Origin of the sequence: uncultured Ruegeria sp. (assembly GCF_947504215.1) — a bacterium.
Taxonomy (GTDB): Bacteria; Pseudomonadota; Alphaproteobacteria; order Rhodobacterales; family Rhodobacteraceae; genus Ruegeria.
Genome location: NZ_CANNGO010000001.1, coordinates 72,307 through 96,871, shown reverse-complemented (window position 1 = coordinate 96,871; position 24,565 = coordinate 72,307). Strand labels below are relative to the sequence as shown.

Below are 24,565 nucleotides of genomic sequence, written 5' to 3'. Positions count from 1 at the left end.
CCACTCACGACCTGCCTCATATGCGTCTTTCCAAGATGAAAATGGGGCGAAATAGGAAAGGGCCGGTCACTGACCGGCCCTTTTGGGTCAATTTAATTCATTCACTCGGCGGCGATCTTTATGACCGGCTGCATTCGGGCCAGCACGTCGTCTGCCAGGTGGCATTTGACCTGGTGCCCGTCTGCCAGTGTTTTCACTGGCGGCACATCCGACTCGCATCGACCATCCGGCACTTCGGATTTCCAGCGGCACCGCGTTTGGAACGGACACCCCGGAGGAGGGTCCATCGCGGATGGAATATCGCCTTCCAGAACGATATGTTCCTTCTCAATTGACGTATCGGCAATAGGAACCGCGCTCAGCAAGGCCTCGGTGTATGGGTGATAGGGCGGTGAAAAGACCTGATCCGTTGTCCCCAGTTCGACCACATGACCCAGATACATCACCATAACCCGGTCGCTGAGATAGCGCACAATGGACAAATCATGACTGATGAACAGCAGGGTCGTTTTGTGCTCGCGCTGAATTTCCATCAACAGATCGGTCACCGCGGCCTGAACAGACACGTCAAGCGCCGAGACAGGTTCATCTGCCACAACGATACGTGCATCCCCGGCAAAGGCCCGCGCGATACCAACGCGCTGTTTCTGGCCGCCGGACAATTGCCTTGGCATCCTCTCGGCGAAGGCGCGGGGCAGTTTCACCAGATCCAACAACTCGAGCATTCGCTTTTTGCGCTCAGCCTCGGTATTGCCAACCCCAAAGATCTCCAGCGCTCTGATGATCTGGCGGCCCACCGTCATCGAAGGGTTCAGGGTGTCGAACGGATTCTGGAACACCATCTGAACCTCGCCCACGGTCTTGGCGTCCCGGTCTTCGATTGGCACGTCTTCGATATTGCGATTGTCCAGAAGGATCTGACCATCCGTTGCGGTTTCAAGACCCATTAAAACCTTGGCAAACGTGGATTTTCCGCAACCGGATTCGCCCACAATTGCCAGCGTCTCGGACTCATGTGCTTCGAAACTCAGGGTTTCATTGGCTTTCACAACTTTCGTTGTACCGCCTCCAAAAAGGGCATTTGCTGCCACCTCATAGTATTTCTTGAGGTTGTCCATTTTCAGGACGGTCCGGCCAATTTCACCCTTTTCCTTCTGCTCGGCCAATGTGATCGGGGCGTTCCAGTCGATTTCCTGGAATTTCAGACACCGCGTGTGATGCCGATCATTGCCCGGAACAGCCTCCATCAGAATATTCTGTGAATCGCAGCGCCCTTCTTCGAAATAGTCACATCGCGGGCCAAAGTTGCATCCCGACGGACGTTCGTGGGGCAGGGGAAAGTTGCCGGGAATGGCCACCAGTGGCCGAGAATTCTTGTCGGCGCCCGGCAAAGGGATCGACCGGAACAACGCTTGCGTATACGGGTGCTGCATTTCGTCAAACACGTCTTTGATCGATCCGCGTTCAACCGCCTCACCGGAATACATCACACAAAGCCTGTCGCAGGTTTCCAAAACCAGACCCAGGTTGTGCGAAATAAATAGCATTGAGGTGCCGTATTTCTTGCCCAGATCCTTAACCAGCTCGACTACGGCGGCCTCGACTGTCACGTCCAGCGCGGTCGTTGGCTCGTCCAGGATCAACAGCGCAGGCTTTGACATCAGCGCCATCGCGATCACGATACGTTGCTGCTGACCGCCCGACAGCTGATGCGGGAAAGAATTCAACATCCGCTCGGGGTCGGGCAGACGTACATCGGTGACCACTTCCAGCGCGCGGGCATAAGCCTCATCCTGGCCCACACCCTCGTGGATCATCGGCACTTCCATCAGCTGTCTGCCGATTTTCATCGCCGGGTTCAGCGACGCCATCGGTTCCTGATAGATCATGGCGATCTCATTGCCGCGGATGTCGCGTAGTTCTTCCGAACTCATCTCGGCCAGATCGCGGCCCTTGAACTTGATCGTGCCTCCCACGACCCGACCGTTTTTGCCGAGATCCTGCATTACGCCAAGTGCCACAGTAGACTTACCGCACCCGGATTCCCCTACCAGCCCAACAGCCTCACCGGGTTGAACGCTGACCGAGAAATCCATCACGGCGGGAATTTCCCGAAGACGTGTGAAAAATGAGATCGACAGCTTGTCAATCTCAAGGATCGGGCCGTCATATTCCGCCATTTTGCTCATCTAGTATCTCCTCGCGAGAGTCCGGGGGAACCCCTTCATCTGGCTAAAAATATCCTGGGGGTCCGGGGGCAAAGCCCCCGGCCGATATCACATCAGTCCTTCAGGCTTTCCTCACGCAGGCCATCCGCCAGCAGGTTCAATCCAAGAACCAGAGACAATAGCGCAAAGGCAGGCGGCAGGGCAGGGTGCAGATAGATCGACAGCAGCTTGCGCCCCTCGTTGATCGTAGAACCCCAGTCCGGGCTTTCCGGGGGCAGCCCCAATCCGAAGAACCCCAAGGTTCCCAGCAGGATGGTGGTGTAGCCAATGCGCAGACAGAAATCGACAATCAGCGGCCCACGCGCGTTTGGCAGGATTTCCCACAGCATGATGTACCAAGGGCCTTCGCCGCGGGTCTGTGCCGCAGCAACATAGTCGCGGGTTTTGATGTCCAATGCCAAACCTCGGACAATGCGAAACACGGTGGGTGAGTTCACGAAGACCACCGAAACGAACACCACCAGAATGCCGCCTGGAACGTCGAAAAGATCCAGATAGGTCGGCAGGCCCCAGATGCTGTAATCATCCGTGTTGATCACGTACCCATTTGTAGAAATCAGCGATAAGTACAGCCAGACCGTTACCCCCAGCACTCCGATCAACAGAGGCGTGCGGAAACTTGGTCTCGTGTAATAGCGTGAATTCAGCAGAACGGTCAGAAACAGGATCGGGAACACGAACAACACGGCCGCCATATAGTTCGGCACGCCGGTCGCCACGATTTCCGGTGTGACCAGAAGATAGAACAGCAGGATGACCGGGAAAGCCAGGATCAGGTTGGCCAGGAAGGACAGGAACGTGTCGAGGCGACCACCATAATACCCTGCCGGAAGTCCAAGGGTAATACCGACCATGAAGGCAAACATGGTTGCCAGAGGTGCGATCTGCACCACAATCCAGGCCCCTTTGACCATTCGGCTAAAGACGTCGCGGGCAAGGTTGTCGCCGCCCAGAAGATACCAGGCGTATTGTCCATCTTCAGGGCTCGGCAACGGCGTCCCGGGGACCTTGTTCTTCATGCCCGAGACCTGTGCCAGAGGGTCCTGCGTCACGATCAGGTCGAGTGCACCAAAAATCCCGGTGAACACCCAGAACATCACAAGGCCAAACCCGATCATACCGATTGGGCTGTCATACAGTTTGCCATAAAGACCCAACCGTCGTTTATAGGCGATAGACATGGCAAACATGATGATCAGCGCCATCCAGACGGGCAGGAATTGTTGGGATATTGCCCCGACAATGCCGGCGCTTGTGCCCATGAGGATGCCCAGCACCAAGTAACCAACTGCCAATGCCACACAGGCTAAAAAGCTGTACCGCAAGGCCAGATTTGTCAGGTTTCGTACACCGCTGCTGGATGTTATCGTTCCATCCGGGTTTACGGTAACTTGTTCTTCCGGCAGGACAATGCTTCCGACAATCCAGATCACAATCGACAGGATCAATGCAGCAAGGGCAACCATCAAAAGCGGGTTTAGAAAGGCGATAGAGCCGGTCCAGGTAAGAGGTTCCATGTTCTATCTCCCTTACGAAATACGGATGCGTGGGTTGAGGTAGACATAGCCGATATCGGAGATCAGCTGCGTCACCAGAACCACAAAGACCGACACGACCGAAATCGCCAACAGCAGTTGAATGTCATTGTTCCCTGCAGCCTGAACCAGCGCCCAGCCAAAGCCCTTGTAGTTGAACAAGGTCTCAACGATCACAACACCATTCAGCAGCCATGGGAACTGCAGCATGATGACGGTGAAAGGTGCGATCAACGCATTGCGCAATGCGTGTTTCATCACGATGTTTGGGAAGGACACGCCTTTTAGGCGCGCGGTTCGGATGTACTGGGCCGTCATCACTTCGGTCATCGACGCTCGGGTCATTCGGGCGATGTACCCCATCCCATAAAGTGCAATGGTCAGAACCGGCAGGAAGAAGTTTTCGAAGGTCGGATTGTCCATCGCCTGCGTCGCTGTCCCCTTGAACCATTTCAGGCCCACAGTGGATGAGGTGAAGATCGCGATGAAAATCACGCCCGACACATATTCCGGTGTTGCCGTTGTGATGATCGAGAAAGTGGACAAGGACCGGTCTAGCGCTGATCCCTCACGCATCCCGGCCAGTACTCCGACGATAAGGGCAGATGGAACCATCAGCACCAGAACACAGAGCATCAGAAAGCCGGTGTTGCCCAGACGTTTGGCGACGATGCTGCCAACCTCGTCCTTAAACACACTGGAGTATCCCCAATCCCCTTGCAGAACACCGCAGAACCTCGGGGTGTTGTCAGCCGTTGACCCGGGGCGCGTGCAGGTGCCCAAAACCTGCCCATCCTCCTGAACCTTTTGGTAACCCGGCATTACGCCCAGCCACTGGCCATACTTGATAAGGGTCGGCTGCAGATATCCTCTGTTTTCAAGCCATGTCTCGACCTGTTCGTCGGACATACGCTGGTTTCCCTGCGTCTTGGCGAGTTTTTCAAGGTTTGGATAGAGGTTGGTCAGAAAGAAAACCACGAACGTCAAGCACAGTGCTGTTAACAGCATGACGCCGAACCGTCGGAGGATGAATAGTCCCATGTTGGCCCCTGTTATTCGGGTGTTCCGCAGATCAGTGGACCATTTTCTGGCCTCGGACGTCCGATCCCGTGTCGGAAAGTCTGCGGCTGTAAGGGGGCGCCTAAGTCAGGCGCCCCCGGAGGGTGAGCAGGCGGGTTTTACGCAGCCCAACCCCACTTGTAGTGATGGTGTTCGAACGACACATGCATGTCGGTGCCCACCAGGCCATCCTTCATGTGACGATAGAGCGACCGCCAGTACGGCTGAACGGTCACGCCTTCTTCCTGGATCATCGCTTCGCCTTTGGCGACAACTTCGCGACGCTTATCAGCGTCGGCAATGGCCAGTGCCTCGGTCAGCAAGTTATCGAAATCAGGGTTGGCCCAGCCGAATTCGTTCCAGGCCTCGCCCGAACGATAGGCCAGCGCCCAGATTTGAACACCCAGAGGACGGTGGTTCCAGTTGGTCGAGCTGTATGGGTACTTGGCCCAGTCGTTCCAGAAGGTGTTGCCTGGCAGAACCGTCCGCTTGACCTTGATGCCCGCGTCACGCAGCTGCGCGGCCACGGCGTCAGTAGTGTTGCGGCGCCAGTCATCATCGATTGACATCAACTCATGCTCGAAATCGGCCATTCCGGCTTCTTCCATCAGAGCGCGAGCCCCTTCCGGGTCGACTTTCTGTGGAGGCAGTTCGAAGTAATCCGGGTGAATCGGGCCAACATGGTGATTTTCAGCAGGCGACCCACGGCCACCATATCCGAGTTCGAGACAAACCGCGTTGTCCACGGCCATCTGCAGAGCCTGGCGCACACGCTTGTCCGCATAGGGCTTTTTGCCGTCGATTTCGGCCAGCTGGTTCGGTCGAACAACGATGGTGTTCATCGTGACAACTTCCGATTTCACATAGCCGAGGCTGTCCATCACATCGATGAATTCACCGACCGACTCGTACAGCATGTCGACTTCGTCGGATTCTAAAGCAGCCAGCCAAGCGGAAGGATCGGTGCCGTAGTCGATGTACTCGATGCGGTCCAGCGCCGGACGGCCAAAGACTTCTTCGCCCCACCAGGTGTGGTCTTCGTTGCGGACCAGCGATGCTTTCACACCAACTTCCAGCTCTTCAATCAGGTAGGCACCGGTGCCTACATTGTTGAGCAGATCGGTTTCGCTGAACGAGCTGTGCACGATAGCGGCCGGATAGTCGGCCATACCTGCGATCAGCGAGATGTCAGAGTTGGGCAGGTTAAGGTTAACCGTATTTGCGTCCACAACTTCGATCGCGCCGTCAATTGCCTGACCTGAGTCAGCGTCAATCAAGGTCGCAAAACGACCCGCCATCGAGTTGGTTTCCGAGCTCTTGTCACACCAGCGCGCGATATTGCGGGCAACGTCGTCGGCGGTGAAATCGTCTCCGTTGTTCCATTTGACGCCCGGACGGACTTTCAATGTGTAAACGGTCGCATCGTCGTTGACTTCCCAGCCTTCCAGCAGCATGCCGCGGAATGTACCGTCCGAGTTATACTCGACCAGATATTCCATAGTGCCACGGGTTACGTTTGCGATCTGAGACCAGTCATAGGTACGCGGGTCTTTCAAAGCGCGTACTTCCTGCTGAACGCGGATTGTACCGCCTTCCTGCTTAGCGTCTTCACCTTCCGCGCGGGCAGGTGCAGCCAATCCGATCATCCCATAGGCTGCGGCGGCCGTCAGGCCCAGCCCTGTGGTGCGAGTTAGGAACTCGCGGCGATTTAACTTACCGTCCCGATACTCCTGGGCGTGCATCTCAGCCGCCCAGTGTACCGGTGCTCCGGTGGTTGTTTGATTTGTCATAAATGCATCTCCCTGTGACACAGTTTTTTTATTGTGAAGATCAGAGCTACCCGGCGCAGCAGGCGCCGCAAGGTAGGTCGATGGGTTTTCTTTTTTGGATTCTCAGCATCCCCATGGGCGCATTCGGCACCAGAATTTGCATCAGGTCAATGTTCGAAATCGTCATAGATGGCAAAAAAACGACATCGTTGATACGAGTTTAAAGGGCTATGCCAGAACAATCCGATGGGGATTCGCCCACTTATCAAAGTGAGACACTAGATAAGCAAGCGTGGGTTATCCTTCCCACTATCGAACATCGACGATCACGGAGCGGCTCGCAGGAAAGAATACGCCTTACCAAAGTATCACCTTGAGAAATCAATATGATACCATTCTTTCATCCGGGCGCGAAGCCAAGTCCGTTGTCGCTTTGCAAATTGCCGGGTCGAGATTGTGGCTTTTTCTCGGGCCTGATCCAGCGTCATCTCTCCGTCAAGATACGCGGTCAGTTCGGGAACACCTATCGCCTTATAAGCCGGTAGTGACGGGTCATATCGATCGCGCATGGCCTTTACTTCGTCCAAGGCGCCCATTTCCAGCATCTGATCAAAGCGCCGGGTGATCCGACCCAGCAGCCAGGCCTTGTCGACATCAAAGACGATGGGAACGGCATTCGACAAAGTCAGATCCGGGGCGGGTGTTTCAGACTGCCAAGATAGCAGGCTGCGCCCGGTCGCCTGCTGCACCTCCCAGGCGCGTTGAACACGGACACGATTGTTGGTGTCCAGCCGTTCAAGTGTCAGATCGTCAACGCCTGCCATTAGTTCGGTCAGCGACATCTGGTCGGCCAATGACCTCACATCCGCGGGTGTGGTTGGAATTTCCGCCATGCCTTCGGTCAACGCGGTAAAGTACAGGCCAGTGCCGCCTACGATTATCGGGCGTTGACCGCCTGTCAGCAATGGAACAACCTCGCGCAGCCAGTGCCCGGTCGAATATTCCTGATCAAAGGGGATGTGGCCATAAAGCTTGTGTGGGGCGCGGGCTTCTTCTTCGGCGGACGGGCGGGCAGAGATGACCCGCCAGCAATCATAGACCTGACTGGCATCGGCGTTCACGATGACGCCGCCGAAGGTCTCGGCAATCTGCAAGGCCAGCGCTGATTTTCCCGACGCAGTGGGGCCTGCGATCAGCACCGGTTTACCCTCTGGGATCGGGGGCAGGCGGTCTAGGATTTGTGATGCTGAATGGCCGGTCATTCGGGGTTGCCTCATTCCTTACCAACCGCATTGAACCTGCGGCGCTTTTGCTTCATTTTGCGCCGGAAAATAAACCCGTGCCAGCCCGGAGCGCAATATGAGCCTTTCCCCATCCATCGACACCGAAGAAGCCACTAAAACAACGTATAAACGCGTGATGTTGAAGATTTCGGGTGAGGCTTTGATGGGGGATCAGGGATTCGGTTTGCACCCGCCAACGGTCCAGCGCATCGCGCAAGAGGTCAAATCAGTGCATGATATGGGCGTCGAGATTTGCATGGTTATCGGCGGTGGCAACATTTTCCGTGGCCTCAGCGGCTCGGCCCAGGGGATGGAACGGACGACAGCGGATTACATGGGGATGCTGGCCACCGTCATGAATGCGCTGGGGATGCAATCTGCATTGGAAGAGGTTGGGGTGTTCACCCGTGTAATCTCGGCCATTCGCATGGATGAAGTGTGTGAGCCCTATATTCGCCGCCGCGCGGTGCGTCACCTTGAAAAGAAGCGGGTCTGCATTTTCGCCGCGGGAACAGGCAACCCGTATTTCACCACGGACACCGCTGCCACGCTGCGCGCCAACGAAATGGCGTGCGAGGCTATTTTTATGGGCAAGAATGGCGTTGACGGTGTTTACGATAAGGACCCTAAGGAACATGCGGATGCGGTGCGCTATGACACAGTGACCTATGACGATGTTCTGGCCAAACGCCTGCGGGTCATGGACGCCTCGGCCATTGCATTGGCGCGGGACAACAACCTACCCTTGATCGTATTCGGCTTGGATGAACCCGGCGGGTTCCGCGGCATTCTGGCGGGCGAGGGGACCTATACAAAGGTTCAAGGCTGACGATTTCGACCAGAGATCTGCAATTGGCCGGATCCAAGGGGCCGGCCTTTTTGTTTGAATGCCGCGCTTGACCTGCGCAGGGTCCACCGGCAACGTAACCTCGTTCCTAGGGTTCGCATTCAATCCATAGAACTGCCGATGCCATGTGGTGGTGACCAAGGTTTCGGCGAGGCTGGAAGACCTGCCATGATTTCTGAGGTGTCCGGAAACATGCGCCGGCTCCTCTTTGATGTGCAGCATGACTGAGGAGTGAGATGCGATGAGCTCTCTGGATATCGATTTCGTTCGGGCACAGTTTCCCGCTTTTTCCGAACCCAGCCTGGCAGGGCAAGCGTTTTTCGAAAATGCAGGCGGATCATATACTTGCAAGCCGGTTATTGACCGGCTGACGCGGTTTTATACTCAGCGCAAGGTTCAACCCTACGCCGCGTACGAGGCCAGCCGGCTTGCCGGGCAAGAGATGGATGAGGCACGCAGCCGGATGGCCGCCATTCTGGGCGTAGATACGGATGAGTTGAGCTTTGGCCCTTCGACCACGCAAAACACGTATGTTCTGGCGCAGGCGTTCCGGCAGTGGATGAAACCAGGCGAGGCCATAATTGTGACTGATCAGGACCATGAGGCCAATTCCGGCCCGTGGCGGCGTCTGGCAGACGCTGGAATCGAGGTGCGGGAATGGCAGATCGATCCTGATACCGGGTCGCTGAACCCACAAGATCTGGAAAACCTGCTGGATGAAAAAGTGCGTCTTGTCTGCTTTCCCCATTGTTCGAACGTGGTGGGTGAGATCAATCCGGTTACCGAGATCACTGCAATCGCCCATGCTGCAGGTGCGTTTGTATGCGTGGACGGCGTATCATACGCGCCGCATGGGTTCCCGAATGTCGGCGATTTAGGCCCGGACATCTACCTGTTTTCTGCCTACAAGACCTATGGGCCGCATCAAGGCTGCATGGTCATTCGCCGTACACTTGGAGAGCTGCTGCCCAACCAGGCGCATTATTTTAACGGCGATGTTTTGTACAAACGATTCACTCCGGCCGGCCCGGATCATGCTCAGATTGCAGCAAGCGCCGGGATGGCGGATTATGTGGAACAGCTGTGTGGCCATCACAGTGGGCCAAAGACAGGCGCAGCCGAGCAAGGAGCCTTTGTTCATGATCTGATGCGGTCGTTCGAGGTTGCTTTGCTGCAACCGGTGCTGGACGCTGTGAAAGATCGAAATGCCGTCCGTTTGATTGGCCCGTCAGATGCGTCTATGCGGGCGCCGACGGTCGCGTTGTCGTTGAATCGCCCAGCAGAACCAGTTGCGGCGGAACTTGCGCAGCATGGTATCATGGCTGGCGGCGGAGACTTTTATGCGTCGCGACCGTTGCAAGCTATGGGTGTCGATCCAGCGCAGGGCGTTCTTCGGATCAGTTTCACGCATTACACCGCGAAAAATGAAATTGATCAACTTTTAGGGGCACTTGAACGCGTTTTGTGATCCAAATTTTGCTCGGCCTCGTATAACGAAGAAAACATCAGGACATGTATGTCACAGGGGCAGTCTCCGATTATTTTGTGGTTCCGACGGGATTTGCGCCTGTCGGATCATCCGGCACTTACGGCGGCTGTGGAAACAGGCCGCCCCATCATCCCAGTCTTCATATTGGACGATCTGGCCCAGCATTTGGGTGCAGCACCAAAGTGGCGCCTTGGGCTGGGGTTGGAAGAGTTTGACCAGTCGCTAAGGCAAATTGGGAGTCGACTGATCCTGCGTCGCGGCAATGCCTTGGATCAATTGCAGCATTTGATCTCCGAAACCGGGGCCAAGTCCGTTTACTGGTCTCGTGCTTACGATCCAGAAGCGATCGAACGCGATACAATGATCAAATCGACTTTGAGCGCTCAAAGCGTGCAGGCAAAGTCGTTTGCCGGTCATCTTCTGTTCGAACCCTGGACCGTTGCAACCAAAGCGGGACAGCCGTTTCGTGTTTTCACGCCAATGTGGCGGGCGGTTCAGTCGCGAGAGGTTTCTGTTCCAGATGCGGCGCCGACGCGGCTGCCAGCGCCGAAGCAATGGCCTGCTTCTGATGATCTGGCTTCATGGAAGTTAGGAACGGCTATGAACCGCGGGCTTTTTGTCGTCAGCCCGTATGTTCAGCCGGGTGAAAAGGCGGCGCTTGATCATCTGGACGGTTTTCTGGACCGCGTCAGCGGGTATTCCAACCATCGGGACAGGTTAGACCGGGACGGGACATCGAACCTGTCAGAGTACCTCTCATTAGGTGAAATCGGGCCACGTACCGCGTGGCACAGGGTGCAGCGCGCCGCCATGATGGGCGTGTCCGGGACTGAGGCGTACTTGCGCCAGCTTGTTTGGCGTGAGTTTGCGTACCACCTGATGTATCACACGCCACGCCTTTTGACCGGCAATTGGAAACCGGAATGGGATGGGTTTCCCTGGAATATCGATCCAAACCATCCTGATGTGGTGGCTTGGCAGCAGGCCAGAACAGGCATTCCGGTCGTCGATGCGGGTTTGCGGCAGATGTATGTCACCGGGCGTATGCACAACCGCGCGCGAATGATTGTCGGCAGCTACCTGACCAAACATCTCATGACTCACTGGAAGATTGGCATGGATTGGTTCGCGGACTGCCTGATCGATTGGGATCCGGCTGCTAACGCAATGGGGTGGCAATGGGTGGCCGGATCAGGCCCCGACGCGTCGCCGTTTTTCCGGATATTCAATCCACAGACACAACAGGAGCGGTTTGATCCCGATGGCGCTTACATACGGCGGTGGATTGCAGAGGGTCAGGCCGATCCAAGCGATACCGCACTTGCCTATTTCGATGCCGTTCCGAGATCGTGGAACATCCGGCCCGACACAGATTACCCAAAACCTGTCGTCGCATTGCCGGATGGGCGACGCCGTGCGCTGGCCGCGTATGAATGCCGAAAAAGCCAGTAAGGAACTGAAAACTTGCCAGAAACAGAATCGCGGCCTAGCCTTCTAGAGGCACCGCAAAGGGGAGAGCGGATGATCTTTATGACGACTGAGGGGCAAAAAAAACTGCCTAGATATTTCGCGCAGGTTTTCAAGATGCTGGGCAAGATGGAGTCTGGCCGTCTGGATATCACCTTGCCAGATGGCCGTACGTTTCGCACTGAGGGCGCCAAACCAGGTCCCGTTGCTCAGGTAGATATCCACGACCCGGATGTTTTTGCCCGACTAATCCGCGAGGGAGAGCTGGGGTTTTCCGACGCGTACCTGGACGGACATTGGAGCACGCCTGATTTGCGATCCTTTATGGATCTGGTCCATCTGGGAACTGAAACAGTGTATGATGGTTTCACGGGTAAGTTTCTGGTTCAGGCCTACGAGCGGTTGCGCTTCTGGCTGCACCGTAACAACCGGACGCAGGCCAAAAAGAACATTTCTTACCACTATGATCTGGGCAATGACTTCTACGGTCTATGGCTGGACGACACGATGACCTATTCCAGCGCTCTGTTTGAAACAGGGCAGGAAAGCTTGGAAAAAGCGCAAGCCGCGAAATACGAAAGCTTGGTTGACGAAATGGGTGCAAAGCCCGGTGACCACATCCTTGAGATTGGTTGCGGTTGGGGTGGGTTCGCCGAATATGCCGCGAAAGAGCGTGGCCTTCGCGTAACAGGTTTGACGATCAGTGAAGAACAGTTGAAATTCGCCTCTCAACGTATAGAAAAGGCAGGACTTTCTGATCTTGTCGATTTCAAGCTGCAAGACTACCGAGATGAGCGTGGGCACTATGACGGGATTGCCTCGATCGAGATGTTCGAAGCGGTGGGCCAGAAATACTGGCCGGTTTACTTTGACACGGTTCGCGAAAGGCTGAAACCCGGGGCGCAAGCCACTTTTCAGATCATCACCGTCGGAGACCACCGCTGGGAATTCTACAAGAACGGTGTTGATTTCATTCAGAAATACATCTTTCCGGGTGGGATGCTGCCATCGCCGACGGTTTTGCGTGAACAAATTGATCAGGCGGGGTTGAAACTAGTGCGATCCAAAGAATTTGGTAAAAGCTACGACCTGACCTTGCGGCGTTGGTACGAGACGTTCAATGCCAAATGGGATCAGGTATCAGAATTGGGTTTTGATGAGCGTTTTCGCCGCATGTGGAATTATTATTTGACCGCATGCGGAGCGGCCTTTGACACAGGCAATTGTGATGTGACACAGATCACCGTAGCAAAGCCCAGTTAAGGAACGGAATTCAGAATGCCCAGTGCCTCACGTCTAGTTGCCGCCATTTGTCTGGTGGTAATAGCCTTCTTGGTGTCGAGCATGATCATAGAAAATGGTGAAGAAGGCAAAGATTATGGCTATTTCACCATTGTAAACATCGCGTTGGGCTGGATCTGTGGATGGAAGGTCATGGGCAAGCGCGCAGGCCGTGGCTGGACAGCGGGGGTAAACAATGGCCTGACGGGTGTTGCCTCGTTGGTCTTCTGGGCACTGTTTGTACAAGGCTGCTACGAGATGTTCCGTCTGGCAATGCGTCACCGCTACGACGGCCCCTTCGAGGCATTATTGGCCATCTTCAAGATCGGGCTCGACTATGGTCAGCTGTTGCTGGTTCCCGAAATCCTAGTGACATTGGGCGTTGGTGCTGTGGTTGCTGGATTGGCAACTGAAGAAGCAAGTCGCCGTTGGCGCTGATATCTTTGTCCGGCGTGAAAGTCTGAATTGTGTCTGATCTTTTCTTATATGGCACGTTGCGGCACGAGCCCTTGCTGCACCGTGTTTTGGGGCGCGACGCCAACGCGCTGTCCATGTATGCTGCAATCCTTCCTGACCATATGGTTTACGCAGTTCAGGGGCAGGACTTTCCAATGATCCTGCAGGAAGCCCGGGCAAATGCCCAAGGTATCCTTGTGCGTGGACTGACGGCTGAGGATTTGGCGAGACTGGCGTTTTACGAAGGCGGCTTCGACTATGATCTAGAACCGGTCACTGTTGTTCTGCAGGATGATAGCGAAGCTTCCGCGCAGGTGTTTTATCCAGCTCCTGGTGCGTGGATACCTAGCGATCCCTGGTCTTTGCAGAATTGGGTCGATCGGCTGGGCGAGGTAACTACGCTCGCCGCTGAAGAAGAAATGGCCTATTTCGGCAAGGTCGACGCCCGCGCGATGTCGCGCAGCATGCCTGCGATCCAGACACGGGCATGGGCCAAGCTGTTTGCGCGACAACGCAAAACCGGTGATCCACGCAATGTGGCCGAAGATGTCGTCGTGCATCGTCATACCCGGGCCTATGTTGATTACCTCGGATTGGAAGAAATCGAACTGCAGCATCGCCAGCACGACGGCTCGATGGGTCCTGTGCTAAGCCGCAATGCACTGTTGCAAGGCAGTGCCGTAGTTGTGTTGCCTTATGACCCGGTGCGCGACACGGTCCTGTTGGTCGAGCAGTTCAGAACGCCGTTGTTTTTGATCGATGACCCTGAGCCCTGGATGTGGGAACCCGTCGCCGGAATGATCGATCCCGGAGAAACGCCCGAGCAAACCGCGTATCGCGAGGCGACAGAAGAGGCGAAAATCACCTTGGAAAAGCTTGAATATGCGGGCGGCGCTTATTCATCAAGCGGATCGTCGACTGAGTATGTCTATCTCTACGTTGGAGTGGGCGAATTGACTGAAACCACCGAGGTAGGCGGTGTGGAAACTGAGGGTGAGGATATCCGCACGCAGATTCTGCCGTTCGAAGAATTCATGAACCTTGTTGATCAGAGTGTTTTCAAGGATTTGCCCTTGTTGACGCTCGCCCATTGGTTGGCACGTCACAGGGACCGCCTGCGCGCATGACTATGACGCTTGTGGTTGGAACACTGCATCTGTAAATCTTCGTTGAGACATAATGACATGAGGGTGCCATGCGCATTGCACGAGATCTTGCTGACGCAGTAGGAAAAACACCGTTGATCCGGCTGCGCCGCATCAGTGACGAAACCGGGTGCGAAATCCTCGGCAAGGCCGAGTTCATGAACCCGGGCCAGTCCGTTAAAGACCGTGCCGCGCTTTATATTATTCGCGATGCCATCGCCCGCGGCGATCTGAAGCCCAGAGGCACGATTGTCGAAGGCACTGCGGGGAACACTGGCATCGGGCTCGCGCTTGTGGGTGCTTCGATGGGGTTCAAGACTGTGATCGTGATCCCGGAAACTCAGTCCGAAGAGAAAAAAGACATGCTGCGCCTGGCGGGGGCGCAGCTTGTGCAGGTGCCAGCGGCACCTTATCGCAACCCGAACAACTTCGTGCATTACTCTCGCCGTCTGGCCGAGGAACTGGCGCAGACCGAACCAAATGGCGCAATCTGGGCCAATCAGTTTGACAATGTCGCCAACCGGCAAGCCCATGTGGAAACCACCGGCCCGGAAATCTGGGAACAGACAGGTGGCAAGGTTGATGGGTTCATCTGCGCCGTCGGATCTGGCGGCACGTTGGCAGGCGTGGCCGATGCCCTGCAGCCCAAAGGCGTCAAAATTGGCCTCGCCGATCCGATGGGGGCAGGACTCTTTTCCTACTACACAACCGGCGAGATCGCGATGGAAGGCAGCTCGATCGCCGAGGGCATCGGGCAGGTCCGCGTGACCAAAAACCTTGAAGGGTTCACACCGGACCATTCTTATCAAATCACCGACAATGAAGCGGTGCCCTACATCTTTAACCTCTTGCGCGAAGAAGGCCTTGTTATGGGCGGATCAACTGCGATCAACATGGCGGGCGCAGTGCGTTTGGCTAAGGAAATGGGACCGGGCCATACCATTGTGACCATTCTGTGTGATTACGGCACGCGCTATCAGTCCAAGCTGTTCAACCCGGAATTCCTCCGTGAAAAGGAGTTGCCCGTACCTGACTGGATGACCGAAGCGCCGCGTAGCATTCCGGGCGTATTCGAGGACGTATGATGCTGCGACAGGTCCGCCTGTTTCTTGCTCTCGTTATCCTGTCGCTTGTCGGGTTTGGTAGTATTGCAGATGCGCAGCTGTCAGATCGGCAAAGCGAATACTATCAGACATGGATAAGAACAGCGGATCGGGCCGAGGCCGTGATCGACGTCAACAGGGCGTCGAGCGCGGCGTTGGAAAATTTGCGTTCAGAAATAAACGGTTATCGAGATACCTTTAACAAATCTCGCGGAGAAAATACCGAGCGGATTGAGACACTGGAAGGGCAGCTTAAAGCCCTGGGGCCTAAGCCCGAAGGGGATGCAACTGAACCAGAAGACATTGCCAAGCTGCGCCAGCACCTTGAAAACCAGCTGAACAGCTTGCGCGTTCCGCGCATCATCTCGGAAGAAGCGTATAGCCGCGCCAACGGTCTGATCAGCGAAATCGACCAGATTATCCGTGATCGACAAACCAAGGAGCTTTTGGAGAAGGGCCCGTCGCCAATAAACCCGGCGTATTGGGCCCCGGCATGGTTGGATGTCGAAAGTGCGGCCCGCAGCCTGATCAACGAGACGGTCAAGAATATGAAGACCGACATTGTTCGCGAGCAAATTCGCGAACGTGGATTGGTGATTTTCATATTGCTGGGCATCGCTACGGTCTTGCTGGTCTTTGGCAAATACTGGTCAGAGAAGGGTGGTGAGTATCTGCGGCAGTTTGGCGGTTCTGGCAGTGGCGTTTGGACCTTTGTCATTTCGCTGCTTCGGATTATCTTGCCATGGATCGGTGTGTTGGCAGTGGTCGTGGCGCTCTACCTCACCGATGTTTTGGGCCTGCGCGGATCGCTGTTGGTTGATGAAATCCCCTACTGGGCAGCAATTGTGCTGTCTTACGACTGGATCGGTCGCCAAATTTATCTGATGGGTGCGGCGAACAACTTCAAACGCCTTTCGGTCAGAAAAATCACGGAGCTTCGTATCTACCTGGATTTGCTGGCGATCATGCTGATCCTGCACGAGTTGGTAAAGTTGTTCGAGAAGATTGAAAACATCTCGGATGCGACACGGGCCGTGGTCAGTTTTCCAATTATTGTGGCAACTGCACTGTTGCTGCTGCGTGCACGTCACATACGAACAAATGACGTTCAGAAGGAGGGGTCTGAACAAAACACCTCGTCCCGGGCAGCGGGTTTCAGCCAACTGGTCGAGTTTTTGCGCCGCGCGCTGTTCATGCTGGGCATGGCCGCACCCTTTCTAGCACTTCTGGGCTATACAAATGCTGCAGAAGCCATTGTCTTTCCAGCCGTCAAAACACTGGTTTTGATTGCCGCATTAATCATCTTCCAGCGTTTCTTCTGCCAAATCTATGGTTGGGTAAGCGGGCAGGGCGAAGGTGCCGGAGATTCGCTTTTTGCGGTGCTGATTGGATTCGCCCTGACGATCATCGCGCTACCGATCCTTGCAGTCTATTGGGGAGCCCGCGAGGCGGATCTGCTCGAAGCGTGGTCTCGGCTGTTGCAGGGTTTCGATATCGGCGGCGTGACGATCTCACCGACCAACTTTCTGACATTTGTTGCAGTATTTGCGATTGGCTATGCCTTAACGCGACTTTTGCAAAGCGGGCTGCGAAACTCACTGCTGCCAAAAACCAGTATCGACCCGGGGGGCCAGAATGCGATCGTTTCCGGGTCAGGATATGTCGGCGTCTTTCTGGCCGCTTTGGTCGCCATCATGGTGGCGGGTTTTGACCTGTCGTCGCTTGCCATCGTTGCCGGTGCGTTGTCCGTGGGCATCGGTTTTGGTCTGCAAACTATCGTTTCGAATTTCGTGTCTGGCATTATCCTCTTGGTCGAACGTCCGATTTCCAAGGGCGACTGGATCGACGTTAACGGGATGATGGGCTATGTGCGCGACATCTCGGTGCGGTCGACCCGGATCGAGACGTTTGACAGAACGGATGTGATTGTCCCGAATTCGGACCTGATCAGCGGAGTGGTGACAAACTACACGCGGGGGAACACGATTGGCCGGGTGATCGTGCCGGTTGGCGTGGCCTATGGGACCGATACAAAACAGGTCGAGGAGATATTGGGAGAGGTTGCTAACACTCACCCGATGGTTCTGGCCAACCCGGCGCCCAGTGTGGTGTTCCAGGGCTTCGGGGCCGACTCTCTGGATTTCGAGATACGGGCGATCTTGCGGGACGTGAACTGGGTTTTGTCGGTGAAATCCGACATGAACCACGAGATTAACCGCCGCTTCGTCGAGGCTGGGATCGAGATTCCATTTGCCCAGCGCGATTTGTGGCTACGGAACCCAGAGGTTCTGCAATCTTCTGATAATGCACCTGAAACTACGCCGGACAGCGCGCAAGTGCAATCCCGAAGAGACTCGACCAGCCCAATAGAAATGAAAGAGTCGGATCTGGATCCCGATGGTGGTGAGGAGTTCTGATCCGTAGTCCAACGACGATCCGCTCGATCACAAAGTGAGGTTGTTTTCTCTGTGTGACCCGCTGACTCATTTGCGTGATTTATTTACTCAGGCGGCACCAAATTCCCCGATTTGGGGCCTTGCAAATCCGATTGTGTTGGTTCACATATCGCCTTTACGGAGAGGTGGCCGAGTGGTCGAAGGCGCACGCCTGGAAAGTGTGTAGGCGGGAGACCGTCTCCAGGGTTCGAATCCCTGTCTCTCCGCCATCTACTTGACGGTCATTGGTGGTCTTTCCAAACTCGAAATAGCGCTTTTGTATCCGCGATGGATGAAACAGGCATGGGTGCAGCTGCGATTGTTTGAATTGCAAACCGACGCTGCTGGTGGGTGAATACGTCGGATAAATCACTATGACGGTTTTCAATGCTCTTGTGCACAAATAGGACTGCTCATTGCTGGTCCTCACAATTGGCACAGATCGCAACGCATGGCGCTGCTGAGATGGCTGGCCAAATGGTTCGGCGGCAAGGCATTGCGATGAGCCGATTTTGAATCTGTCAACCCGGATGGCATCTCGTATGAAGTTGTCCTATCTCTGGTGACGTTAAGCGCTTGTCACAAAACAGTTGGAAGTCTCTCGTGAAATCAGAAAACCCAAGCTTCACGCCGCCTCAGGACGCGAATGTCCGCAAGGGTATTCAGCCGGTGATCTGTTACCCGCCGGACAGCCTCGACCAACCTGATTTGAAGGGGCTGAGTGACCTGAGGCAAAAGGCTAAGAAATCTGCAGAAACTACGGCGCTGCCACGAGATGCGGCTTGCATAGACGTACCTGCCGGAGCGTTCTTTCGCATCGTTTCGGTCGACGGCGCGCAGGTTGGTGATTTGAACCTTTGGAACAAACATGACCTGACCGAGCGGTTCTACTCGGGAAAAACACGGGCACTGCATGGCACGCATCTGTCGACCGGCGACCGAATGTGGTCAAGTTTTCCAACTATGCGCCCAATGGCGACCATCGTCGAAGACACCCTTGACTGGTATGGCTTTGACGAGTTTGGGGGATCAGTGCATGACGTCATTGGTACGCGTTGCGATCCCTACACCGGGCGGTTGCTGTCGGGCAACGACTATCACCATTGCTGCCATTCCAACCTGACGCGCGCATTAGCAAGTCATTGTGATTTACCCTTGCACGAAGCGGAGGTGTACGTGCATGACGTTTTGAATGTTTTCATGTGCACCGGTTTTACCCGCGATACTGGTCAGTACTTCATGAAAGCAAGCCCAGTGCGCCCCGGTGATTATCTAGAATTTCACGCGGAAATTGACCTTGTGGTTGGCATCTCAGCATGTCCTGGCGGCGATTGTTCATCCGAGCATTCGTCCGACGCTGCATCCTGCTATCCGTTGCTGATTGAGGTGTATGATCCCGGAGAAGATGTTCGCGCGGCGCATCAACAGCCCAAGGTATCTTCCTACGACCGAACCCATGGCAAGGCAGATGATTCAAAGGTCTAGCTAAGGTAGTAACGCGAGCGTCTGCCTGAACTCCTAGTCGGTAGTCCCAAAAACATCAATAAAGCTAACAAAATAAGCGTTTTGACATAAAGCCGTGATGTTCTCTGTGGGGTAAAGCCAGGGTGGTCGCGCGGAGCAGACGCTTTATGAAAAATACGGTGGCTTCTAAACGACTAGCCGATCTCATTAAGCGATGACCGGATCGAGGCAGTTCATCGCATCTAGGGACACGATCCATCGTGGGATCGGTCGTCGGCCTTCCGAAATGCATCCACGTTGGGTTCGGTCCGGCCTGGATTTAGGATCACTTGTCCTGAGGAACCAAACCCAATCCCCTGAGGTAAATACCAATACCGCTTTCAAGTAGGTCTTCAGGTGGAAAAGGGGACGTCGCACCCGTGTTGCGGGCATAGAGTTCAACAACGCCATGGCTCATTGCCCAGATATGTGCGCTGAACATCGCAGCAGGAGGGCGCTTTTGCGGTGGAATATGCTGGGACAAATCGTCAGCAGCTTTTTCAAGCACGCTTTTTGCACGGTTCGCCGCCAGCGACAATTCCGGGGTTCGGTTCAGGGAAATCCCACTTTCGAACATCGAGATATAATGGCCGGGATGTTTTCGCGCAAAAGCCAGATAGGCGCGGCCGGTGGCTTCGAAGGCCGCCAGGGCTGATGGCTGCCCCTTGTCATAGGCATATTGCATCAGATCGGCGAACATCTCAAAGCCTTGCCGCGCCGCTTCCGCAATCAGATCTTCGCGGCCTTGAAAGTGACGATATACAGCCGCTGGTGTCACGCCCGCAGTTTTGGCCGCCTCAGAAAGTGTGAAACCCGTTGGACCCTTTTCTTCAATCAGAGACAAAGCAGCCTCGATCAGGGCTTGTTTCAGGTTTCCATGGTGATAACCGCGTTTCGTCATCCCGGGCTCAGGCACCTTTGTGCTAAAGACAATTGAGACCAAAGAGATAGTGTATCAGGATAGGTTCGTCCAACGCTTGAGAGGTCGCAGACCCATTATTTCACAACATGAGGACTAGTTGCTCTCGGCGGAGCTCGCATGTGTGGCTTCTTGTTCCGACCGGGCTTCGGCGTTGGATCCTGTAAGAGCAACTCTGGGATCCTTTTTTAAGAGAGCAAAAGCGTTTCGGAACGGGCGCAGATATAAAACGACGGGATCGTTCCATGTTCCGTCTTCGCCATTTCCCAAACCGTATTCAATATTTTCCTTCGATTTCGGTGAGTAAAGTGTTCCGGCACTCCAGTCCCATATCGCAAAGATAAAGCCCATGTTCTTATCCCAATGCTTACGGGCCTTGGAATGATGAATTTGATGCTGTGCAGGGCTCACGAAGACATGCTGCACCCAGTCAGGATATTGCAGCCAGACATGGCTGTGACGCAAGTTGAAGGCAGCTATGAAAAATACGAAGACGATGATGTTCAAGCCGAACAGTGTAAACGCCCGTGCATTGCTTCCGAAGTACTGGTCAAGCAAGGCGATCGCGACCCCAACAAAAAATCCACTTAGGAGTGAAGAAATGATCTCCTCGACCGGATGCATACGAGACGCGGTCAGCGGTGTCATGACCTCGGCAGAGTGATGGACTTTGTGGAACTCCCACAAGAAAGGGATTTTGTGAAAAATGTAGTGCCCGAACCAAAGAGCCCCATCGAATACGAGGACAGCCACCGCTGTATAGAATACTGACACAGCGAGCGAGGAATCATATGGTCCTTCGGTTGCAGGTCCCAAGATTTTCTCGACGACATTGTACCAGAACGGAACCTGCAACAAGATCGACGCATAGATTGCGCCAATGATGGATTTATTCAAGAAAAACATGACGTAATCAGCTTTTGCTGACTTATGAGTCAGCACATCCCAAGGAAGCAACCAATTGAGCAGATCTTTGAAGGTTTTGCCCTGCCGCGCCTTTCTGGTTCGATAGAAAACGAAAATGGCCGCCGCCAGCGCTGTCCCCAAATGAAGCAAGGACAAGCGGTTTGTCGGATCAAAGAACAACTCAAAGGGATGCCGCAGCGCGGCGAATACTTCCTCAACCATCGAGAGCACCTGTCTGTATCTCGCTTTTTAAGTAGGAACTTTGATGCATGTCGACGGCTTCTCGGCGGCAGAAATGCGGCAGCGATGTGTCATTTCATGCGAGAAACTGCTTTAGCTAAGGACTGCAAGTCTATGCGTCCCAGATTTCCGGCCCGCCGCAGATTTTCGGATCAATTGCGCCGAGATCTTTGGTCTTTTTCTCTTCGTAATCAAGCGTATGAAGTACGGTTCGGATCGCCGCAAGCCGGGCGCGTTTCTTGTCATCAGATCGTATGATCGTCCATGGACAGCTGTCGGTATGAGATCGTGTCAGCGTTTCAGAAATGGACTGCGTATACGCGTCCCATTTGTCCAGACCCGCGACATCAATCGGGCTCAACTTCCATTGTTTCAACGGATCTGTCTCGCGTGCCAGAAAACGGTTCAACTGTTCGGCCCGCCCGACGTTCAGCCAAAACTTGAACAGATGAATGCCGTCGTTAGCCAAACCTGTCTCCAACGGCAGAACCTGTCGGAAAAACCGCTCTCTTTCTTTGGGTGTGCAAAAACCAAAGACGTTTTCAACAACGCCTCTGTTGTACCAACTGCGATCAAAAAACACGATTTCCCCCGCCGCAGGCAAATGCGGGATATAACGTTGAAAGTACCATTGGCTGCGTTCTGTGTCCGACGGTTTGGACAATGCGACGTTACGGGCACCGCGTGGGTTCAGGTTTTCGCGAAAGCGTTTAATGGTTCCGCCTTTGCCCGCCGCGTCACGGCCTTCAAAGATAATGGCAACCCTCTGACCGGTCTCCTTTACCCAAGACTGCATCTTGACCAACTCGATCTGCAGCGTGTCCATCTGTTCTTGGTAGTCGCTGGATTTCATTTTTTCGGCGTAGGGATAGGTGGGGTTCAGAATATCGCCCTTGCTGGCCTTTTTAATTTCTTCGCGCACGCTTTTGGGCGCGCCTTTGCGGTAATACTTTTCGATAGAGCCTTTTTCCGACCGGGCCATGTGCTACCTCGCAATAAAATCCATATCTTACTATGGATTAGGCGTCGTCTTAACGCAAACCTGCGCGTCGGGCGGCGCGGTCGATTGCTTCAGCAACTTCGGGTGCGGCGACAACCTGCGGCATATGTCCAATGCCCTGCAGTGCGATCAGTTCCGCCCCCGGGATTTGTTCGATCAGACGTTCGGAGTGCCAATCCAGCCCGACAGTATCATCTGCCGTGCCGTGCACGATTTCGGTCGGAACAGAAATCTCGCCATATCTGGGTTGTAACTGGGTGATCTCATGCAGAAGGTTTGCGCGCTGTTTGGCATTCGCGTGCATTGAGGCGCGGCGAACAGTCAATTGAGGTCCGAAATGTTCGGCATAGCCATCAGGAGCTTTTTGTGGGGCAAAGACAGTGTCCAGAGCCTGCGTTACGTACCAATCAGGAACATATGACGTAATGAAGGGCAGGGCGAGTGAACTCCCTGCCGAAGTTGAGGCGAGCTGGTTGAACCCATCCAGAGGTGTTTCCCACGGTATCGCAGCCGGAGCCATCAGGACCAGTGCCGAGATGTTGTCAGGGCGCGTGATGGCCCAGGCCAACGAAACTGACCCACCATAGCTTTGCCCGGCCACGATCGGTTTGTCGGCCCCAAGCAGTGCAGCAGCGCGCTGTAATACATCCGCCTGTTCGATGATGGTTTCACCATCCGGGTTGAAACTGGCGGAATAGCCAAGACCGGGCCGGTCAAAAACGATAACACGGTAGTGCTCGGCCAGGATCGGGGCGAGGGCGAAGGTCATGTCACGGGTGTTTCCGCTGGACCCGTGGATCAACACGACATCCGGGCCTTTGCCCATCACAACAGCATGAATCGCGACACCGTCGATATCCAGCATTTCACCTTCTGGCGGAAAGGCGGCTTCGGCCAGCGCTTCTTGCTGCGTCGCGCGCCAGATGGTGAATAGCGCCAGGCCCAACACTGCAAGGCCAAAAGATATCAGGAGTTTAACGGCCAATGTCATTCATATCGAAAGGGGTGCTCTGGTAAATTTCATTGATCCAGTTCCCATATAAAAGATGCGCATGACTGCGCCACCGGTTCTGCGGAGTCTGGGCCGGATCGTCGTCTGGGTAATAGTTGATCGGCACGTTGATCGGCGTGCCATTGGTCACATCACGGTCATATTCCTGTTTCAACGTATCACTATCGTATTCGAAGTGGTTGAAGATATAGAGCGCCCGATGCGATCTGTCCTCGACCAGACAAGGGCCAACATCATCGCTGCCCAGCAACGTGGTCAAACCGGGTGCACCATCAATCTCGGCCTGCTTCATTTCAGTCCAGCGACTGACTGGAATAACGCAATCGTCGGAAAACCCGCGCAAAAACGGAGAGGCTTGGTTCAGGTTTCGATGCCTGAAACACCCAAAGGCCTTGGCGTCCAGCATGTGTTTTTTTACACCATGAAAGTGGTTGATCATCGCCATCCCACCCCAGCAGACGCCAAATGTCGAATGAACGTTGGTTTGGGTCCAATCGAAGACTTCGCTGATTTCATCCCAGTAAGTCACATCGACAAAATCCAAATGCTCGATAGGCGCGCCGGTTATGACGAGACCATCAAATTTCTGATCCTTCACCTCCTGAAAGGGGCGATAAAACTCAGCCATATGAACCGCTGCGGTATTCTTGGTCCTGTGCTCGGTCATACGGATTAGTGACAGATCGATCTGCAAAGGGGTCGCGCCGATCAATCGGGCAAACTGGTTTTCGGTCTGGATCTTCTTGGGCATCAGGTTAAGCAACCCGATCCGCAAGGGGCGAATATCCTGACGCATTGCCTGATCTTCGTCCATGACCATAACGCCCTCTTTGGTCAGGACGTCATAAGCGGGCAGGTCTGAAGGGATCTTTATGGGCATATGCTCAG

The 24,565-nt window shown here is 54.7% G+C and carries 19 protein-coding genes and 1 tRNA gene; 10 read left to right on the top strand and 10 right to left on the bottom strand.

All coding sequences use genetic code 11. From position 1 onward, the window contains the following. Positions 1–101: 101 nt before the first annotated feature. The 5 genes from Q1B21_RS00475 to miaA all read right to left on the bottom strand — a co-directional run bounded on the left by Q1B21_RS00475 (position 102) and on the right by miaA (position 7,853). Complete coding sequence (locus tag Q1B21_RS00475) at positions 102–2,189, bottom strand: ABC transporter ATP-binding protein (RefSeq protein WP_298932292.1); 2,088 nt, start codon at positions 2,187–2,189, stop codon at positions 102–104. Positions 2,190–2,281: 92 nt separating this feature from the next. Beyond that, the gene (locus Q1B21_RS00470; RefSeq protein ID WP_299884589.1) at positions 2,282–3,745 is read right to left on the bottom strand and encodes an ABC transporter permease; all 1,464 of its coding nucleotides are present in this window, start codon (positions 3,743–3,745) and stop codon (positions 2,282–2,284) included. A 12-nt stretch (positions 3,746–3,757) separates the two neighbouring features. Continuing rightward, entirely contained in the window at positions 3,758–4,804 is a 1,047-nt protein-coding gene (locus Q1B21_RS00465; protein WP_298932288.1) for an ABC transporter permease, read from the bottom strand. Positions 4,805–4,941: 137 nt separating this feature from the next. Next, on the bottom strand, positions 4,942–6,612 hold the full coding sequence (locus tag Q1B21_RS00460) for an ABC transporter substrate-binding protein (protein WP_298932286.1): 1,671 nt from the start codon (positions 6,610–6,612) through the stop codon (positions 4,942–4,944). 347 nt (positions 6,613–6,959) lie between these two features. Next, the gene (gene miaA, locus Q1B21_RS00455; protein WP_299884585.1) at positions 6,960–7,853 is read right to left on the bottom strand and encodes a tRNA (adenosine(37)-N6)-dimethylallyltransferase MiaA; all 894 of its coding nucleotides are present in this window, start codon (positions 7,851–7,853) and stop codon (positions 6,960–6,962) included. A gap of 97 nt (positions 7,854–7,950) precedes the next feature. Here miaA and pyrH point away from each other — a divergent pair, with 97 nt between their 5' ends. The 10 genes from pyrH (at position 7,951) to Q1B21_RS00405 (ending at position 19,582) form a co-directional block, all read left to right on the top strand. Next, positions 7,951–8,703, top strand: a complete 753-nt coding sequence (pyrH, locus tag Q1B21_RS00450) for a UMP kinase (RefSeq protein ID WP_299884582.1) — start codon at positions 7,951–7,953, stop codon at positions 8,701–8,703. A gap of 259 nt (positions 8,704–8,962) precedes the next feature. Then, a complete protein-coding gene (locus Q1B21_RS00445; RefSeq protein ID WP_299884577.1) occupies positions 8,963–10,189 on the top strand; it encodes an aminotransferase class V-fold PLP-dependent enzyme in 1,227 nt (408 codons plus the stop codon). A gap of 48 nt (positions 10,190–10,237) precedes the next feature. Further along, positions 10,238–11,662 carry a deoxyribodipyrimidine photo-lyase gene (locus tag Q1B21_RS00440; RefSeq protein WP_299884574.1) on the top strand — a complete coding sequence of 475 codons (1,425 nt, stop codon included), beginning with the start codon at positions 10,238–10,240 and terminating at the stop codon, positions 11,660–11,662. A gap of 69 nt (positions 11,663–11,731) precedes the next feature. After that, positions 11,732–12,940: a cyclopropane-fatty-acyl-phospholipid synthase family protein gene (locus Q1B21_RS00435; protein WP_299884571.1), complete on the top strand. Its 1,209-nt coding sequence runs from the start codon at positions 11,732–11,734 to the stop codon at positions 12,938–12,940. Positions 12,941–12,955: 15 nt separating this feature from the next. Continuing rightward, a complete protein-coding gene (locus Q1B21_RS00430) occupies positions 12,956–13,396 on the top strand; it encodes a TrgA family protein (RefSeq protein WP_299078662.1) in 441 nt (146 codons plus the stop codon). Positions 13,397–13,425: 29 nt separating this feature from the next. Continuing rightward, positions 13,426–14,541 (top strand): NUDIX domain-containing protein, encoded by a 1,116-nt coding sequence (locus tag Q1B21_RS00425; protein WP_299884568.1) that lies wholly within the window; start codon positions 13,426–13,428, stop codon positions 14,539–14,541. A 68-nt stretch (positions 14,542–14,609) separates the two neighbouring features. Continuing rightward, the gene (locus Q1B21_RS00420) at positions 14,610–15,644 is read left to right on the top strand and encodes a cysteine synthase A (RefSeq protein ID WP_299884565.1); all 1,035 of its coding nucleotides are present in this window, start codon (positions 14,610–14,612) and stop codon (positions 15,642–15,644) included. Next, the gene (locus Q1B21_RS00415) at positions 15,644–18,079 is read left to right on the top strand and encodes a DUF3772 domain-containing protein (RefSeq protein ID WP_299884562.1); all 2,436 of its coding nucleotides are present in this window, start codon (positions 15,644–15,646) and stop codon (positions 18,077–18,079) included. Before Q1B21_RS00420 ends, Q1B21_RS00415 begins: the two co-directional genes overlap by 1 nt. Positions 18,080–18,237: 158 nt before the next feature. Next, positions 18,238–18,327: transfer RNA gene (locus tag Q1B21_RS00410), tRNA-Ser, on the top strand. 373 nt (positions 18,328–18,700) lie between these two features. Next, positions 18,701–19,582 (top strand): DUF1989 domain-containing protein, encoded by an 882-nt coding sequence (locus tag Q1B21_RS00405; RefSeq protein ID WP_299884559.1) that lies wholly within the window; start codon positions 18,701–18,703, stop codon positions 19,580–19,582. Positions 19,583–19,886: 304 nt separating this feature from the next. On the opposite strand, the gene Q1B21_RS00400 is transcribed toward Q1B21_RS00405, so the two are convergent. From Q1B21_RS00400 to metA, 5 genes are all read right to left on the bottom strand, one after another. Continuing rightward, positions 19,887–20,501 (bottom strand): TetR/AcrR family transcriptional regulator, encoded by a 615-nt coding sequence (locus Q1B21_RS00400; protein WP_299884557.1) that lies wholly within the window; start codon positions 20,499–20,501, stop codon positions 19,887–19,889. Positions 20,502–20,615: 114 nt separating this feature from the next. Then, the gene (locus Q1B21_RS00395; RefSeq protein WP_299884554.1) at positions 20,616–21,647 is read right to left on the bottom strand and encodes a sterol desaturase family protein; all 1,032 of its coding nucleotides are present in this window, start codon (positions 21,645–21,647) and stop codon (positions 20,616–20,618) included. Between the two features lie 130 nt (positions 21,648–21,777). Beyond that, positions 21,778–22,647 carry a polyphosphate kinase 2 gene (ppk2, locus tag Q1B21_RS00390; protein ID WP_299884550.1) on the bottom strand — a complete coding sequence of 290 codons (870 nt, stop codon included), beginning with the start codon at positions 22,645–22,647 and terminating at the stop codon, positions 21,778–21,780. A gap of 49 nt (positions 22,648–22,696) precedes the next feature. Next, positions 22,697–23,650, bottom strand: a complete 954-nt coding sequence (locus Q1B21_RS00385) for an alpha/beta hydrolase (protein WP_299078679.1) — start codon at positions 23,648–23,650, stop codon at positions 22,697–22,699. Further along, positions 23,640–24,557: a homoserine O-succinyltransferase gene (gene metA / locus Q1B21_RS00380; RefSeq protein ID WP_299078682.1), complete on the bottom strand. Its 918-nt coding sequence runs from the start codon at positions 24,555–24,557 to the stop codon at positions 23,640–23,642. The genes Q1B21_RS00385 and metA overlap by 11 nt, the downstream gene beginning before the upstream one ends. Positions 24,558–24,565 lie beyond the last annotated feature (8 nt).